Origin of the sequence: Paenibacillus tundrae (genome assembly GCF_036884255.1) — a bacterium.
Lineage (GTDB): Bacteria > Bacillota > Bacilli > Paenibacillales > Paenibacillaceae > Paenibacillus.
Genome location: NZ_CP145605.1, coordinates 1578744 through 1596135, shown reverse-complemented (window position 1 = coordinate 1596135; position 17392 = coordinate 1578744). Strand labels below are relative to the sequence as shown.

The following is a 17392-nucleotide window of genomic DNA, read 5'->3' as shown; positions in this document are numbered from 1 at the left end:
TTGGTCGCTTATGATCTAAACATTCAATTGAGCATATTAGTTGTATACGTATGGTTGAGCATCTAATCCTTGATTAGACCCATCAGGCCCCTACGCATCGTCACACGTCTGTTGTGATTATAGGTTATATTGTACAACCTTACAAGCCGATTCAAGGAAATGCAACCTGGCTTCCTACCCATCCGCTCGCCCCGTAATCCAGTCTGACCTTAATGGCTTGGCCTGGAATAACCTGCGTATCCCAGAAGTTCAGATCAGGGATTAGGCGAGATATAGCATATCGGATCACACCGCCATGTGTCACGATACCCATCTGAGGTACATCAACCGTTACTGGTTCGGACAATGCATCGTGCAACAAGCAGGTATTCAGAAAAGAATCAATCCTTGCAGTAAATGCCTGCCATGACTCCCCCTTCGGTGGTGTCACATTCTGTGGATCATCAATCCAGTCTCGATATTGCTGAATGTGTTGGAGTTGATCATACGTCTTCCCCTCCCACTCCCCAAAATCAATCTCTCTGAGGCGTGCATCTAGATGTGCCTGTTCTCGCTGCAAGGGAGCGATGCTTGCGAGGGTCTGCTGACAGCGAAGTAAATCACTGGAGTACAGCTTGCTCCAACAGAGGCTCTGAAGCTGCTCCCGGAGCGGAGCAAGCTCTTGCTTCGCTTCAGGCAGGAGGCCGATATCCGTATGCCCCAGATATCTTTTTTCCTGATTCCATAACGTTGTCCCATGACGGATAAAAATGAGATCACGCGAATGCATTATGTTTTTTTTATTAGGTATCACCACAGTAATGTACCTCCAGCGAGCCAGATGACGAGGGAAACAAGTACACACAGGATGACAAAGGAACCTGCCGACCAGAACATGAGGCGGGTCGTTCGCACGATATCCTCTGCACCCATTAAGCGAGTCGGTTCTCCCATATATGCACGAAAAGACGAGACACCATGATACACGTTATGCCCACCCAGTCTGATCCCCAGTGCACCTGCAACGGCAGACTCGGGAAAGCCGCTATTCGGGCTCGGATGCAGTCTTGCATCCCGGGATACCATCTGTGCTGCCCTTCTTGCATCTAGCTTCATGACCCATGCTCCACTAATCAATAATACAGCCGTGATTCGAGCTGGAATCCAGTTAGCCCAATCATCCAGACGAGCGGATGCCCAGCCGAGATGCAGATATTTATCGTTTTTGTAACCAACCATGGAATCTAGTGTATTGACGGCTCGATATGCCATGGCAAGCGGCGCGCCGCCAATAAGGGCGTAGAACAAAGGAGACACGATTGCATCCACAATATTCTCAGCTACCGTCTCCACCGTTCCCCTTACGATCTCAGGTTCATCTAGATGCGCCGTATCACGTCCTACAATCATACCAAGAGCGCGCCTCGCCGCAGGAAGATCTCCCTGGATGAGATGACGATATACGTCCATCCCTGCATCCTTTAATCCTTTGGAAGCAATCGTTGTCGCAATCAATATGACCTCAGCTACCACTGCAACCATCGGATGAATATGTGCAAGGAGATAGATCAGTCCCCAAGTCACGGCAAAAGAACCACCTGCAATCAAGATCGGAAACCAGATTCCCGCTTTTTTGAGTCCTTGATTGGAAGTGACACGAGATCGTATAACCCGCTCCAGTGCGGAGATGGCTTTTCCCATACCGATGACTGGATGAGGAATCCACCTCGGATCTCCGATACAACGATCTAATATGTATGCTGCGACAATGATCCAAGCTCCTGTCATCCCGATCCAATATGACGAAGAGAACCATTGATTCAATTCTAGTATCATTATTTGTTGTTCCTCCCGCTCCATTGCCGTCCGGCCTGCAAACTTTCCGTAATCGTATCATAGACAAGTCTGCCAATCACTGAACCTAGAACGGTGGCTGTTCCCGCATAAGTCAAAATCGGATTATGCTGATCCTGACTCACCGCAAGCACAATTGCATCGGTGGTGGTTCCAGTAGCGGTTAGGCCATTCTCGGAATCTCTCACTCCAGCATCAGCCAGAGCAGCAGCCTTCGCTTCTACCGCAGTCTGAATCGCATTCACCATGGCTCCATTCGTCAAACGACCGTTCAACCACAACATCATATTAATGGTGCCAGGTATGTACGCTCCATCCAGCTGCTGGACAGCATCAGTTCGGTTCCCCATCGCATCGAATACCATTCTTGGTGAACCGGCGCGTGCAGCATTCGATACGCCTGCCGTTGTACAGCATAAGAGCCCAAAGTCAGAGTTCGCATACTCTTGAATTGAAGTATGTTCCAGACGGACGGCTGTCAGCAGACCGGTACACGCATCCTCTCGTTCCTTCCATTCACGGAGTAGACACTGTATATCGTGCGGAGGATCGTCACAGCGATAATGCTTATCTACATAAATGTTAAATATCCGATCCAGTTCAACCATGCCTCCGCCATAGACTGCACTGGAGATCGCAGTAGCTACAGAGGGAACGGACGCTTTAACATGACGTTCTTGAGCGTTAATAGTCAATCCTGGCCATACAGAAGAAGCATATTCACCGGGATAACGATAGACTTGTCTCCCCTTCGACTCTTCATCAAGAAACGGTAAGGTCATCGTTCGAGCCACCTTCCTTTACGTGAGGAGTTTCCTGAGAAAAGGTCTGAGAGATATGCTCAGAAATATGCTGTGAATTAGTCTGAGCAATTACACTTTGCATTGCGCTCAGTAAACGCCCATTGGCATCCGCATCCTTCACCGCAAACCGAACATGTCGTTCGCCAAGCCCAGGATACATTGCACAGCTGCGAATGAGAATACCACGCTCTCCCAGTGCTGCCTGCATTGCGGTCGCTGACCACGGTTCCGGCAGACGAGCCAATATGAAGTTAGCTTCTCCGCGCGTAACCTGACAACCACAAGCCTCCAGCCCCTCAGTCAATAGGTTCCGTTCACGAGAAACATAAGCAAGCGTTTCCTGTTCGAAGCCCTCCCCATCGCGGAGACAGGCTTCCCCAGCAATCAGCGCCAGCCCATTGACACTCCAAGTGACTTGCTTCGCAGTCATGGCTTGTATTAATTCAGATCGTGCCAGTGCATAACCTAGACGCAGTCCCGGAATCGCGTAAAACTTCGTCATCGAACGTATGATCATGACCTGGGGGTACTCATTTAATCGAGGTGCAAGTGACTGCCTCCGAGCTTCAGGGATAAAGTCCATGAATGCTTCATCAATCACTAAAATCGTGTTCGTTTTCTCTGCTGAGCGAGCCAGGCGATGAAGCACCTCTACCGAATATTGAACCCCGTTGGGATTGTTGGGCTGCCCTAGAAACAATAGATCCACTTGATCCATCAGCCTCTCAATATCCGCTACCTCTGCTCGCCAGTCCATTTCTTCACGTCCATATACATGAAGAACCTCAGCTCCAAATTGTCTAGCTAACGCACTATACTCCGAAAAGCCAGGCTCCACCGTACCTACAGTTCTTGGCGCAAGACCCAGTAGGATCAATGCCATGCTCTCCGCAGCGCCATTTCCAACAGAGATCTGATCAGGCTGTACACCAAGATACTCGCTAAGTCTTGCTTTAAACGATCTGTGTCCTGGATCAGGATAGCGCAAAATGGTTTGTAATCCCTGTTCCAATGCATGTAATACGTTCTGAGGTGGCCCCATCGGGTTGATGTTTGCGCTAAAATCAAGAAAATTAGCCGGATTGCCCCCGAAACGGGAGGCCGCTGTCTCCACATCACCACCATGTCCGAATACTTCTATCATACCGGTCATTGTGTCCGTCATCCTTTCTGCATGTCCATTTTATTATGGAGTCGATCACAGGTTGGGGTCAATCTTGTTTTGTCTATGCCTGGCTGAATTCGTGGACTTGTCTAATTTCTTTGTGTCATTAGGGCAATTCGTTTACAATAGAGAAGGAATTTCAGTTTCATGAACGTCAGTTCGGTGAATCTAATTTCTACGAATCAAACACTACATAAGGGATTACTATCCCTCACATACATTAATGGAGGAATGACCATGTTGTTTGTTGATAACCAGGGCATCACAGATCCTTCCGTAAACCTCGCCATTGAGGAATACATTCTGAAGCATCTGCCGATGGAGGACAGCTACCTGCTGTTCTACATCAACCGCCCATCCATTATTATTGGTAAGCACCAGAACACCATTGAGGAGATTAATATCGAGTATGTTCAGGATAATGGAGTTCAGGTCGTACGCCGTTTATCCGGAGGTGGCGCAGTCTACCACGATCTGGGCAACCTCAATTTCAGCTTCATTACGAAAGATGACGGTCAGTCCTTCCACAACTTCCGCAAGTTCACTCAACCCGTAGTTGAGGCTCTGCAAGAGCTGGGAGTCAATGCCGAATTGACTGGGCGGAACGATCTGCAAGTAGGAGAAAAGAAAATTTCGGGTAATGCCCAGTTTTCCACACGTGGTCGCATGTTCAGCCATGGTACATTGATGTTTGATCTGAACCTGGATCATGTACAAGCATCACTGAACGTTAATCCTGAGAAATTCAAATCCAAGAGCACCAAGTCTGTGCGCAGCCGGGTTGCTAACATTCGTGAGTTGATTGACAGCAACATGACCATTGAACAATTCCGCGACGAATTGCTCCGTCATATCTTCCGTATGGAGCCCCAAGATGTGCCTCAATACGAACTCACCGAGAAAGATTGGGACAAGATCAAAGAAATCTCTGCTGAGCGTTACAGCAATTGGGATTGGAACTACGGGTTGTCTCCAGAAAGCAATGTGAAGCACACACGTAAATTCCCTGTCGGCATCATCGATCTGCGGATGAACATTAAAGATGGACGGATTGAAGATCTGAAAATCTTCGGTGATTTCTTCGGTGTGGGTGATGTAGCCGATATCGAGGATATGCTGCGTGGCAAACGTTACGAAGAATCCGAGGTGCGCACAGCACTGCAAGACTTGGATGTGAAACATTACTTCGGCAACCTGGAGCTGGAGGACTTTATTGGCCTCATTTTCCTGGAAGAATAGGCTTTCGTTCTTGCTACACGATACACATAAGTTCAACTAAACTTTTTATACGATAACGTAGAGGACAGAAATAACGTGAAGAAGCGGAGCGCTCGCCTGAAAGCTTTCTGCAAGAAAGCTGCATCGGAAGCATACGCTATCCCCGGATTTCACTTTAACAGGGAATTCAAAAAAATCTGGGGATAACAGTGATTGAAAGGTTATTCTGTCATCGAAGTGTTCGTGTGAGATTATTTTGTTCAATGAAATAGATACAGATAAATAAAGGAGAGAAACGACATGACTTACAAACTAATCGCCATCGACATTGATGACACACTCATTAACGACAACAAAGAAGTAACACCTGCAACCCAAACGGCTCTGGAGCAAGCCGTTGCACACGGTGCAGTGGTAACACTGGCAACTGGACGCGCTTACGCTTCCGCACAAGCACTTGCTCGCCAAACGAAGCTGAACGTGCCAATCATTACATACCAAGGAGCTTTGGTGAAAAACTTGCTGGACGAGAACGTTCTCTACGAGCGCTATGTGCCACAGGAAGCTTCTCGCAAATTGTATGACTACTGCTTGGAGCACAATCTTCACCTTCAAACGTATATTGATGATAAATTGTATGCCCGTGAAGAGAATGATAAATTGCGCGATTACGCGAAATTGAACGGCACACAATACTATATTGAATCGGACTTCATTAAAGTGATTGAGCAGCAAACACCAAAACTGCTGATCATCGACGAGCCAGATTATCTGGATAAGGTAGCTGTTGACCTGCGCGAGCTGCTGGGGCCTGAAGTGCATATTACGAAATCGAAGCCTTACTTCCTTGAAATTATGCACCGCGAAGGAACAAAAGGACATGCCCTTACCTTCCTAGCTGATCATTTCGGCGTTGAGTTGTCTGAGTGCATCGCCATCGGTGATTCCTGGAATGACCATGAGATGCTTGAAGCTGCCGGTCTTGGTGTTGCGATGGGTAATGCCATCCCAGCATTGAAAGAGATCGCAGATTACATCACACTTAGCAATAACGAAGATGGTGTGAAGCAGGTCATTGAGAAATTTGTACTGAATGCGGAGTAATGGACACGCTACTGTCCAACCGAAGCTATTCTAGAATTTGATTGTCACATCAAGAAAGAGTCCAGATTGCACCTAAAATGTGCGCATTGGGCTCTTTCTTGCTTATTTTCTACTATGTAGCATTAGTTCGTTATCATGTATGATGGACCCGAAGGAGATGAGTCGATGAAGATTAGCAAACCGAAACTCGTTCTGTCCCTACTTATCACGTTAGTAGTGCTTGTCTCTCTGTACCTTTGGAATTTCCAACGAACGATGGAACTTAAAGTTGAAGCGTATTTACTCTCGTCCAAAGAATATAGTCACGAAGATATTGAACAAATCGATACCCATTTTGGTAAAGCACCACTCGTCAGCACAGAAGTTATTTTTAAGGATGAGCCTCTTGCTCGTTACTTCTACAAAGAGGAGAACGGACAAATCTATCAATATAGCAGCGCACCTGTAAAAGGCGTAGACCCGAATTTCACGTATCGGCATCTCGACCCGATTAGCCCTTAATCGTTTGGATCGAATATGGTTGTTGATCTAACTCAAATGAATCTGCAAGCATCATCTCACCATCTCTGGCTTGTTTAAGAAGTGCAGGATCTAAATCAGCAATCAACAATTCAGCTTGGTCTGGCGAGCCTTCAACGATGTTATCCCCTAATGGATTCCAGACGCCGCTATGTCCGCACGTATCCCACACTCCGGTTCTGCCAACATGAGTACACATCGCAGTAAATATGGTGTTATCTAGTGCTCGGGCAGGAAACCATACGCGTGACTCCTTGTATCCCATCCCTTTGCTAAAGAGAGAGCTACCCATATATAAATGACAGCCCTGCTGTGCTAAACGACGCGAATGTTCAGGGAAGCCAGCATCATAACAAATGGCCATGCCAATATTCCAGCCTTTGAGATGAATGATGACCTGGTCATTATTGGTGGAAAACATGCTCTTCTCCGTTTGGAATAAATGCGACTTATCATAAACGCCTACTTCGTTTCCATGTGAATCTATAATGATCGAGGATATATATAGTTGTTCTCCTCTTCTCACAGGTGTCCCAATGATCGCCCATATCCCATACGTTTTGCATGCTTGACGCAGCTTTTCAATCCTTACGTCATTTATACACAGCGTATTGTCAGAGAGATTGGATTGTACGATTTCCGGGACATATCCCGTTAGAAATTTTTCTGGAAACATAATAAGATCTGCACGCTTTTCCCCAGCTTCTTCAATCATCTCATAAGCTCGATTAACGTTTTCCTCTATATTCCCATCAACCGCAGAACATTGTGCTAACGCAATTCTTAGTTTGGCAGTAGGCAATACATCTAGCTGGGTATTCATCACATTCATTCCTTCCAATAATATATTCTCATAACGACCAATAACTACGATTAACTACAATATGTTACCACCGCATAATCAGAAAATATAGGTATACTGATATAATTTTTCCAGCTTTCTTTTCTCCATCATCGTCTATGCTAAACATAAAAAACTCCCATCACGGGAAGTCGTAGACGTTCGTAATCTACAACCTCCTATAATGAGAGTTAGCAACTATATTGCCCCAAGAAAACTCCAACGTAATTAAGAGAAACATACTCTTACTTTCTCTTTCTCTTTCTTACTCTTATTTTCGATTATTGTGTTTTCCGGGTTCCATATTGCTCATTAAATTCACGGTCTCGCTCACGGATTTCACTCATGACACCCTTCACAGAGAAGATCGATTTGGGCAAGAGCAAAAATACCCCGATCAAAAACAAGACGATCGATACGATAAAAGCGATCAAGCCTCCGCTATCATACATCGCTTGTAGATACTTCCCCCACTGCGTTGAATAGGTCATTACAGATGGGAGGTACATCAACGTTGTGATATGCACGATCCCATATAAAATGATGCCTGCAAATACCAACGCTACACCTATTCCCTGCCTGTTCAAATCCTCTCACCTCGTTTGCTACTAAAAATCCACTCCTATCATTGTACACCAATTTATGGATTTTCGGCTAACGTATTGCTGTTTCTCCTACTTTTGAACCAACCCGTAACTTTGTCATTCATGAATAATAATCCAGACACAATAAGTACTACACCAATCCAAGTCATCCAGCTTACATGCTCATTATAGACAATGGCGCCAAGAACAACCGCAATTGGTGGTGAGATGTACAGCCAGGTTGCTGGGAACAACGGATTGGTTCGTGACATGATCCAATAGAACAGACTATGTCCTACCATCGAGCCAATAACTGTCAGATAGATCAATGAGATAATGGCAGATGTCCAGTCGATAACCGATATGTTCCATGACTCTGTGAAGGCTGACAGTATTAAGAGTAATAGTCCGCCATACATCATTTGAACGGCATTAATCGCCACTGGGTCACTTTCCTTGAACTGGTTAATTACCTTTTTGGAATATAACGCTCCTGCGGAATAACACACTTCCCCAATCAGAATGACGATACAGCCCCATAACCACAGTGGACTGCCCCCAATCGTGACACCAGGCATAACAACAAATATAACGCCGACAAAGCCGATCAGACAGCCTGTAATTATGCGAGCAGACGTCTTCTGTCTTAACAAAACCGTTTGCATCACCATAATCATAATCGGACCCGTCGCTGATAAAATTGCACCCACACCCGAACTTACATATTGTTCAGCCCAGTATAAAGCCGCAAACGTACCAAACGTGAGTCCTGCGCCGGTGAGCAGCATTTCTTTGCGCCACAACAAGGACATCTTGACCCGTCCTTTCATCAGCATCCAGGCAAACATCAAAGCACCTGCAATCATAAAGCGTATACCCGCGGACATAAATGGCGGCAGGCCTGCCTCAACACCAATTTTAATCGCTAGAAACGTCGTACCAAATACAAGACACATTATTGCAAATGCTGCTCCAATCATGCTAGCCCCTCCTTCATCTGTTCTCCATCATATAGCACTGTCTACAGAACAGAGCGGAGAAAACAGAACAGTTAGACCCGTATGCTGTTACAATAGAGTTCAAAAGGAGCGTGAGCCGGGTGGGCAAATCCATCATGATGACAGATAACAGCCTTAAACTATATGAGCAAGTCGTTCATTATCTTGTTGTTCGTATTGAAGCAGGAGAATGGACGGAACATGAGAAGTTGCCTTCTGTACGCAGCCTATCCGAGCTACTCGGTGTACATCGCCTGACCGTTTTCAAAGCCTATCAGGAGTTAAAAGAACATGGGAAAGTCTATGTCAAAGACAAATCCGGTTATTATGTGAGTCCTGCCGACCCAGCCCCTATTATGGATCAGGCGGATGATCCCGCTGTCTCGGCTTGGCTGCATTGGGATTCTCTTGACCGTGTGCAATCATTGGAGGCGGAGTTCCAGTTTTCCAAATCGTTAATTGACCCTGCTCTCTTGCCTAACCGATATTGGGGAGAGCTGATGCGGGATCTGCTCAACCATTACCCTCGTCTGCTCGGAACTTATTCTACGAATCAGGGGGATCTGGAGCTTAGAAGTGAACTGGCTAGCCATCTGACCTCACGGGAACGTTTCTATATCTCAGCCGATGAAGTCCTGATTACTTCGGGTGCGCAACAAGCCATTGACCTCATTGCACGCAGTTTAGTTAAACCGGGTGACCGTGTTCTTGTGGAGCGACCTACCTATGGACCGGCTATGGAAATATTCCGCAAGCAAGGTGCGAAGCTCGTGTTTACCGATATCACCTCAGAGGGGTACAATCTGGATCAGATTGAGCTTCTAATGAAGCAAGAAAAGCCCAAACTCTTCTACATGACACCAACTTTCCAAAACCCTACGGGGATTAACATTCCGGTTGAACAACGCAAACAGTTACCAGAATTGGCAGAGCAATATGGATGTTTCCTTGTGGAGGATGACAGTACGTATGATATTTATTTTAAAGAAAAACCTCCGGCGCCGATTTTTACCTATGACACAACAGGACACACGCTCTACATTCGCAGCTATAGCAAATATGTCGTTCCTGGTCTTCGAATCGCTGCTATTATGTGCCGTCCACGATTCATGCCTGGGTTACAGGCAATTAAGACTCTTGCGGATAACGGATCTCCGCTGCTGAATCAGAAGCTGTTTCTGCGCTACTTCCAATCTCCGCGTATGTATCAGCATATATCCAAGCTATGTACCGCAATCCAATTACGGATGGAAGTGATGGAGAAATGCTTAAAAGAGACGGATTGGCGTTGGACTACACCCCAAGGTGGTCTAAACATCTGGGTAGAGCTTCCGGAAGGTATGGATACGGGCAGACTGCTGCATCGATGTATGGAACATTCGGTTGCTTTTGTACCAGGTACGGTGTTTGATCCTTCGGATCCTGGGGCAACTCGTAAATTGCGTTTATCCTACTCATATGCACATGAACAGCAGATTTACGAAGGTATGAACAGACTGATCGAGCTGGCGCACAAAAAGGTTTAAATGCATTCCATTATCTATAAGGAGTGTGTTCACAAGAGTTGATTGACGGATATATGGAGAATCGGTTGGTGGGTGTTCAGAGTGAAAGACTTCTCATAAAAAAAGTCGCCATATAGGCGACTTCTGAATGGGAGCGATCCTCTCGCTCATTCTGCTATTTCAGACGAGCAAGTTTATGCTCGGATGATTGATTTTATTTTGCAGACACTCAAAGTGTATAGTACGTTCAAAATTTACAGATCTTTTTTGGCGAACAACCGAACCGTGAGAAGATAAGAACCTACGAATAACAGCAGAATACCGATGGTAACCATACTAATTACCTGTCCAGTCACCATGCCTTCCTCGCTCGCCAAGTTCATGAGTAATGCAAAAGGCTGGGCGAGTATAACGAGCGCAACTAAGAATACAACATTGATGATCCCTGCGCCCTTTTTGCTCAGTGCGTAAAAGAGAGGCAAATAGATTGAAGTTAAGCCAAGTACCATAGCGATCGAAACCAGAATATCCAATACTGAGAAATCTGGCTTATCGAGTCCAGGGAAGTTCATATTAACGAGAGAATGAATTCCGAACGATGCGAGAACGCCAAAAAGCGTATAGAATATGGTCGATAGATACTTCGCTTGCACTACGTTTTTCCGACTAATCGGGAGTGTGACTAGGAAATTATGATTATGGTTTTTGACATCAATCATGGTCGCAAGCATGATGGAACCAAATGCGGTGTATATGCCTACAAGATACATCGACATCTCACTTTTGGGAATAAAGGCGAGACTGAACACAGCCAGGTAAAAGGGAATGACCCACAGGCAACTTTTCAGTGCAATAAAGTCTTTGCGAAGCAGGTTAACCATGTTTCCGTACCCCCTTTGCTGTAAAGTAAATAAGGTCTTCAAGGGAGGGTCTGTGTAACAACGCATAACTGCCAAACAGCTGCTCCGCTTCTACCTTGTTATCAGACAATCCTTCAAAGCCCACCGCCGTTTCACGGATTCCCACCAAATGAGCCCGGGTGTCTGCATCCAGCAGCTCCATGTCTCCCTTCACAATCGTGTACCTTTCGAGTACATCATCTTTGGCTTCATTAAATACAATTTGTCCGCGATGGATAAACGTAATATAGTCTGCGATCCGCTCCAGATCGGTTGTAATATGTGTGGAGAATATAATGGATCTTGTCTCATCTTGTATCGTGTCTGCAAGCAGATCCAGCAATTCGCGTCTAAATACAGGGTCAAGACCGGAAGTTGGCTCATCCATGATCAGCAACTCCGCTTCATGTGATAAAGCAACTGCCAAGGAGAACTTAATCTTCATTCCTTTGGATAAATCTTCGATCTTCTTCTTCGGCGACAACTCGAATTGATCCAGATAACCTCTAAATGTTTGATCATTCCATCGCTTATAAAACGGAGCAATCATCCGACCCATCTCATAGATGGTTAGATGCTCATAATAGAAACATTCGTCTGATACAATACCGAGACGCTGCTTAATGTGAACTTCCTGCTCAGGCATCTTTCTGCCCAATGTATGAATACTCCCAGAATCAGGCTGGATTAAGCCGGTAATCAATTTAATTAACGTGCTCTTCCCTGCCCCATTCGGACCGATAAGCCCCGTAATATAACCTTGCTTCACATCCAAAGATACATTTTCTACTTTAAATAAAGGATACGTTTTGGAAAGGTTGCGAATTTCAATGGCGTTCATTCTGTATGTTCCTCCTCTGACAACAAAGTGAGATGTTGAATTAACTCCTGTGAACTCATGCCGATCTCTTTACTCTCACGAATAATTTCAAGCATCTTCTCTTCCAATCTTCTCATTCGCTGCTCTCGAATAAAGTCCTGATTGGTTCCCGAGACAAAACTACCTTTACCTACTACGGAATCGATTAGATTCTCCTTCTCCAGTTCTTCATAGACACGTTTTGTTGTAATCACGCTCACCTGTAAATCCTTGGCCAGCTGCCGGATGGAAGGAAGACTATCTCCTTCGACCAATTCACCACTCAAGATGCTCTGTCTGATCTGGGTTAAGATCTGGATATAGATTGGGTCGCTGGATGCGTTGGACAATAAAATCTTAATATGCTCTCACCTCATTGGTGTTCTCATTGTTTCATGTATATAGTGTATATATCTAATATATACACTATATACGATTGAGGTCAATGATTAATTTAAATATTTCCAAAATAATCAAGCCTGTCTCATTGAAATGATGTACCTATCAGATACCCTCTAGACGTTATCCCATGTCACTGAACGGCCTTCTGTAGAACATTTTGCAGTCCCTCTGCCAAAGCGTGCTACTGAGCATATGTAATGTAATCGAGTTTAACAAGCTTTTACTCGCAACAAAGCCCAGAAGGTCATTAGACCATCTGGGCTTTGTCTTTGTGAATACTCCGCCTGATATAATTTACGGCTCTTCCAACCGTGCGTTCAGCACTGTGATTTACATCTGGCTTATTTACCTTATAAAGGTTGATTACTCTGGAGATACACTATTCGTGTCTTTTGCTGTCCTAAATGCGTTCTTGTGCTAACTTGCCTAGGTGCTAGATATCACCTTATCAACGATGCCATAATCCACAGCTTCAGCAGCGGTAAGGAAATAATCACGATCTGTATCTTCTTCAATTCGTTCCAGCGGCTGACCGGTGTGGTCTGCAAGCAACTGGTTCAGACGTTGTCTATGCTGAATAATTCGGTTGGCGTGAATAAGCATATCCGATGCCTGCCCGCGCATCCCACCAAGTGGCTGATGAATCATAATTTCGCTGTTGGGTAGCGCCAGCCTTTTACCCTTTGTGCCGCCAACGAGCAGAATCGTACCGAAACTGGCCGCCATACCTGTACAGATGGTGGAAATATCCGGTTTCACAAACTGCATCGTATCATAGATCGAGAATCCCGCGGTCACCGAACCCCCTGGGCTGTTAATGTACATTTGGATATCCTTATCCGGATCTTCTGCGGTTAGAAACAATAGCTGTGCTACGATCGCATTCGCCATCTGATCTTCAATTTCACCAGACACCATAATAATTCGGTCTTTCAGCAAACGAGAATATATGTCGTAGCTCCGTTCTCCGCGAGCCGTCTGTTCAACAACATAAGGTACTACATTCATGCATATCCCTCCTCAGATTATGCAACCATGCTGACCGTGTAGCCTCCTCCATGGGAACCTGAGATGGCATAACTGTTCATCATCGGTTGCATCGTTGAAGACGGCAGAGCCTGCTGCAAAATCGTACTTGCCACAGCCATTGGATCATCCGTTTGATTCAGACATAGATCAATTAGGCGAGCCGTATCACCGCGGCGTAATGCCAGCAGATAACCGCGTAACTCTTCGATATGGATTCGTTCCTCGCTAACTTCTCTCGCCTCGTCGGCACCTAGATCATTGAGTTGATCCCTAATTTCAGCTATGGTCATCCGGGCACGACGTAACGCCGACTTTACTGCGCCTTCTGTTGTATCTAACATCTCAGCAGCCTCTGCCGCCGTGTATCCTAACAACTCTCGCAACATATATATCACTCTTTGCCATGACGGCAACTCTTTAATTAAAATCTCAACTGCGGTATCAAGCTCTTCTAGTGGCTCATCTTCCGCCATTTCTTCAATAAGCGGCTTCAAACCATCCATTTTACAATGTAAACGTTGGCGTTTGCGAAGAACGTCCATCCACGCATTACGGGCAATACGAATGAGATAAGCTTCCCAATTGATGTCTCTCTCTGCACCCGACTTATGAACCGAGGAAGAAGATAATATTTTGGCAAACGTCTCCTGCACTAGATCCTCAGCATCTTCTCTAGAACCTGTCATGGACAAACAATACGCATACAACGAACGCTGTACATCAAGTAATACAGCATGGAGATCGTCCGCTTGAAGTGAATCTTCAGCATTCATGTGTGGTGGTGTATATGGATTATGCGATTGATTAACATGGTTGTGTGATCTGTTGATTCGACAATCCACGGATTTCACAAAGGCCATGACGGGGCCCCCCTTTGTTGATTCCTGATTGGTCTTGCTTTCCTTTTACATACTGGCTGTGCTCTTGCTGTAATCGACTTACACTATGTAAACGAAGAACCTCCTGCAAAGGATACGCTCTTCTGTATTTATTTTTCAAGAGACACCTTCATGCCTGTGAGAGCAAGTGTAATGCCTTGACCTAAATGATAATCCTGCCGTACATCCACATCATGAGACATGTGTGTAAAATATGTGTGCTTAGGCTCTAATTCCTGCAAAAGCTCCTGTGCTTCCTTCATATCGTATACAGAGCGTGTTGAGAATTCTGCCAGTTCATGCACAAAGCTGGTTCCCAGAATAAGCAGATCCAAACCGTGCAACGGATCCTTTTCCTCCTCCTTTAGATCAATCGCATCTGAGCAGTATGCCCAGTGGAATCCGTCTCGTTCCAGACGATAGGCGTAGGAATATCCGTTCTTCCCATGGCAAACTTTCCATGAGTGAATGTGCCACCCGTGCACTTCAATATCATCATCTGTCTCCATATAATTCATATGACGATCTAACCATGGAAATTGCCCTTGGATCGTGGCGATCACTTCACGTGGTGCATACAAGTTGCCCTTTACCCCCAACCATCGGCATGCATCTGCCCACTCAGGCAATCCACCAATGTGGTCAAAGTGTGCATGTGTGATCAGCATCGTCTGTACCATTCTAAGATTCTGCGCTTCCATCTGTGTTCTCCAGTCAGGTCCGCAATCAATCATAAAGGGTTCATTCGCACCCTCACTATGGATTAGAACAGAAGAACGTCTACGTTGATTAATGCCGATAAGCCGAGCCTCTGTGCAAGTGCTACAGTCACAATATACACGCGGAACGCCCATCGCATCGCCTGTTCCAAGAAATGTTAGTTGATTCAAGATCGTTATCCCCTCTCAAGCTCACTATTATCTAAATTGTATTCTCCAACCTCTGATTTGGCAAAAAAAAAGACTCTCCCGCTGCGATTGATTACGCAATGCAGGACAGCCTTATGTCTAATCTATCAATGTTAGCTCTCGCTTGTTGTTACACCAATGCCCGCAGCTTCAGCGTCAATTCTTTCCCCGCAGGTACATCCTTCGATTCCGTAATGACCCAGTTGGATGCAAGTCGCTCTGCTAACACTTCTGCCTGTTCTGGCTTAAGCTTTAGCCCTGTTATAATGCCTTCACCAACTGCAAAATCCTTCTCTGCTACTACACCGAATGCTTTCTCCAAGTATATGCCTAATCCACCACGTGTATTAAACGTGATACGGTAGCCATCTTGAACCGCTACTTCTAGGTTCTCTCCATGATCCGCCGCATAGGAAAGGAACTCATCATATCTGTAATCCTCCTCGGACACAGCATCAAAAGCCGCAACATCATTCGCCTGAATGGCTTTCAGTATATCTGCATCAGACATGCCTTTTGTGCGCGCCTGTTCCAGCCGGATTGCTGTACTTTGGGACAATTTAACCTCTGTACTCATCTCATTCACACCTTCCTATAAAATCCATACCCATATTCAACCTATCTCATTATAGCCTGTCCGATTCTCAATAATAAAGTACTCCGAGATACTTCAAAAAAAAACCTCCAGTCTGCCGGACAAGGCAAACCAAAGGTTTCAGTTCTTACAAGACAGCTACAAGCCCGCTAATACCTGATACCATACCCCGCGCTTGGAATATAGTGTGGTTCGAACTTCAGCCCAGCCACCCAAGTAATTGATATCGAATAGCCCTGGTGGTGTTGGAAAAGTAGACTCTGTCTCCGCAAATACTTCCGGATCTACAGAGCGAAAACCATGCTTTGCAAAAATACGCTGAGCTTCAGGTGTACTCAAATACGCCACAAAAGCTTCCGCGAGTTCACGATTTCCGTGTTTATCCACGTATTTATCCACCACGGTTGCCGGGTTTTCGATCAGAATCGTGTTCTTCGGAACAACGATATCATACTTGACTCCTTTAGCGATTCGGGCGAGCAACTCATTCTCATACGTTACGATGACATCACCGACGCCATATTCAAAGGCCGCCATCGAAGATCTGCCACTTTTATCAAGTGATTCAACATTCTGATGTACCTTTTCCAGAAAAGCCTTGGCTACCGCAGGATCTTTCTTCCCCTGCTCTTCCGACAGTTTCAGGCCAGCACCATAGATTGCGTTAATATCCCATTGTGCACCGCCTGAGGTCTTCGGATTAGGATACAGCACCTTCACACCCGGTTTGGTTAAATCGTCAAAATCTTGGATGCCCAGTGGATTGCCTTCTCTCGTACCTAACACAACAATAGATCTCGTAATCATGCCGTCATTAGGTGCTTGCTTCCAGTCAGGGTTGACCAGGTCTGCCTTAACCAGTTTATCAATATCATTTTCCATCGCGAGCAGAGCTACATCCGCCTCGAAACCACCTGCAATGGCTCTTGCTTGTGTACCCGAAGCTTCATAAGACTCCTGAAAATTAATCGACTGTCCCGTCTTGGCTTCCCATTCTGCCTTGAAAATAGGCAACAGCTCTGCCATCGCGTCTTTTACAACGCTATAAGCTCCAATGACCAGCGTGTTGGATTGATCCGTTCCAGCAGCATCGCCGGGTTCGTTTGCAGCTTCTTGCTTACTGCACCCAACCGTCATGCAGACGAGCAGAAACATGAGAACAGCAACGAAAGGTAATGTGTTTTTCTTCCTCGTCTGCATCGGCAACGTCTTCCTCTCTAAACGTTCTGGGTGAATTCCCACTTGGTTTGAT

General features: G+C 45.6%; 19 protein-coding genes. 4 read left to right on the top strand and 15 right to left on the bottom strand.

Annotation, left to right across the window (positions count from 1 at the left end):
- Positions 1-151: 151 nt before the first annotated feature.
- From V6W81_RS06905 to cobD, 4 genes are read right to left on the bottom strand one after another with little or no spacing between them, the layout of a single operon-like run.
- Positions 152-796 carry a histidine phosphatase family protein gene (locus V6W81_RS06905; RefSeq protein WP_338542243.1) on the bottom strand — a complete coding sequence of 215 codons (645 nt, stop codon included), beginning with the start codon at positions 794-796 and terminating at the stop codon, positions 152-154.
- On the bottom strand, positions 790-1767 hold the full coding sequence (gene cbiB, locus V6W81_RS06900; protein ID WP_338543962.1) for an adenosylcobinamide-phosphate synthase CbiB: 978 nt from the start codon (positions 1765-1767) through the stop codon (positions 790-792). The genes V6W81_RS06905 and cbiB overlap by 7 nt, the downstream gene beginning before the upstream one ends.
- A 47-nt stretch (positions 1768-1814) precedes the next feature.
- Positions 1815-2615 carry an adenosylcobinamide amidohydrolase gene (locus V6W81_RS06895; protein WP_338542242.1) on the bottom strand — a complete coding sequence of 267 codons (801 nt, stop codon included), beginning with the start codon at positions 2613-2615 and terminating at the stop codon, positions 1815-1817.
- Entirely contained in the window at positions 2596-3780 is a 1185-nt protein-coding gene (cobD, locus tag V6W81_RS06890; protein WP_338543961.1) for a threonine-phosphate decarboxylase CobD, read from the bottom strand. The genes V6W81_RS06895 and cobD overlap by 20 nt, the downstream gene beginning before the upstream one ends.
- 258 nt (positions 3781-4038) lie before the next feature.
- Here cobD and V6W81_RS06885 point away from each other — a divergent pair, with 258 nt between their 5' ends.
- The 3 genes from V6W81_RS06885 to V6W81_RS06875 all read left to right on the top strand — a co-directional run bounded on the left by V6W81_RS06885 (position 4039) and on the right by V6W81_RS06875 (position 6624).
- Complete coding sequence (locus tag V6W81_RS06885; RefSeq protein ID WP_338542241.1) at positions 4039-5040, top strand: lipoate--protein ligase; 1002 nt, start codon at positions 4039-4041, stop codon at positions 5038-5040.
- A 279-nt stretch (positions 5041-5319) separates the two neighbouring features.
- Positions 5320-6123, top strand: coding sequence for a Cof-type HAD-IIB family hydrolase (locus tag V6W81_RS06880; RefSeq protein ID WP_338542240.1), 804 nt, complete (start codon positions 5320-5322; stop codon positions 6121-6123).
- 165 nt (positions 6124-6288) lie between these two features.
- On the top strand, positions 6289-6624 hold the full coding sequence (locus V6W81_RS06875) for a DUF3139 domain-containing protein (protein ID WP_338542238.1): 336 nt from the start codon (positions 6289-6291) through the stop codon (positions 6622-6624).
- Here the strand turns inward: V6W81_RS06875 and V6W81_RS06870 are convergent.
- From V6W81_RS06870 to V6W81_RS06860, 3 genes are all read right to left on the bottom strand, one after another.
- Entirely contained in the window at positions 6614-7465 is an 852-nt protein-coding gene (locus V6W81_RS06870; RefSeq protein ID WP_338542236.1) for a carbon-nitrogen hydrolase family protein, read from the bottom strand. The genes V6W81_RS06875 and V6W81_RS06870 overlap by 11 nt on opposite strands.
- 299 nt (positions 7466-7764) lie before the next feature.
- Entirely contained in the window at positions 7765-8070 is a 306-nt protein-coding gene (locus tag V6W81_RS06865) for a hypothetical protein (protein ID WP_145050622.1), read from the bottom strand.
- 53 nt (positions 8071-8123) lie between these two features.
- Positions 8124-9047, bottom strand: a complete 924-nt coding sequence (locus V6W81_RS06860; protein WP_338542233.1) for a DMT family transporter — start codon at positions 9045-9047, stop codon at positions 8124-8126.
- Positions 9048-9166: 119 nt separating this feature from the next.
- Here V6W81_RS06860 and V6W81_RS06855 point away from each other — a divergent pair, with 119 nt between their 5' ends.
- Positions 9167-10591 carry a PLP-dependent aminotransferase family protein gene (locus V6W81_RS06855; protein ID WP_260985496.1) on the top strand — a complete coding sequence of 475 codons (1425 nt, stop codon included), beginning with the start codon at positions 9167-9169 and terminating at the stop codon, positions 10589-10591.
- Between the two features lie 233 nt (positions 10592-10824).
- Here V6W81_RS06855 and V6W81_RS06850 read toward each other — a convergent pair whose 3' ends face one another.
- The 8 genes from V6W81_RS06850 to V6W81_RS06815 form a co-directional block, all read right to left on the bottom strand.
- Positions 10825-11451 (bottom strand): ABC-2 transporter permease, encoded by a 627-nt coding sequence (locus V6W81_RS06850; RefSeq protein ID WP_338542230.1) that lies wholly within the window; start codon positions 11449-11451, stop codon positions 10825-10827.
- A complete protein-coding gene (locus V6W81_RS06845; RefSeq protein WP_338542228.1) occupies positions 11444-12310 on the bottom strand; it encodes an ABC transporter ATP-binding protein in 867 nt (288 codons plus the stop codon). The genes V6W81_RS06850 and V6W81_RS06845 overlap by 8 nt, the downstream gene beginning before the upstream one ends.
- Complete coding sequence (locus tag V6W81_RS06840; RefSeq protein ID WP_056699462.1) at positions 12307-12690, bottom strand: GntR family transcriptional regulator; 384 nt, start codon at positions 12688-12690, stop codon at positions 12307-12309. Before V6W81_RS06840 ends, V6W81_RS06845 begins: the two co-directional genes overlap by 4 nt.
- Before the next feature lie 466 nt (positions 12691-13156).
- The gene (gene clpP / locus V6W81_RS06835) at positions 13157-13738 is read right to left on the bottom strand and encodes an ATP-dependent Clp endopeptidase proteolytic subunit ClpP (protein WP_338542227.1); all 582 of its coding nucleotides are present in this window, start codon (positions 13736-13738) and stop codon (positions 13157-13159) included.
- A gap of 17 nt (positions 13739-13755) precedes the next feature.
- Positions 13756-14619 (bottom strand): RNA polymerase sigma factor, encoded by an 864-nt coding sequence (locus V6W81_RS06830; protein ID WP_338542225.1) that lies wholly within the window; start codon positions 14617-14619, stop codon positions 13756-13758.
- Positions 14620-14747: 128 nt separating this feature from the next.
- Complete coding sequence (locus V6W81_RS06825) at positions 14748-15527, bottom strand: MBL fold metallo-hydrolase (protein WP_338542223.1); 780 nt, start codon at positions 15525-15527, stop codon at positions 14748-14750.
- A 148-nt stretch (positions 15528-15675) separates the two neighbouring features.
- Entirely contained in the window at positions 15676-16122 is a 447-nt protein-coding gene (locus tag V6W81_RS06820; RefSeq protein ID WP_338542222.1) for a hypothetical protein, read from the bottom strand.
- A gap of 156 nt (positions 16123-16278) precedes the next feature.
- Positions 16279-17340: a sulfate ABC transporter substrate-binding protein gene (locus V6W81_RS06815; protein WP_338542220.1), complete on the bottom strand. Its 1062-nt coding sequence runs from the start codon at positions 17338-17340 to the stop codon at positions 16279-16281.
- Positions 17341-17392: the final 52 nt, after the last annotated feature.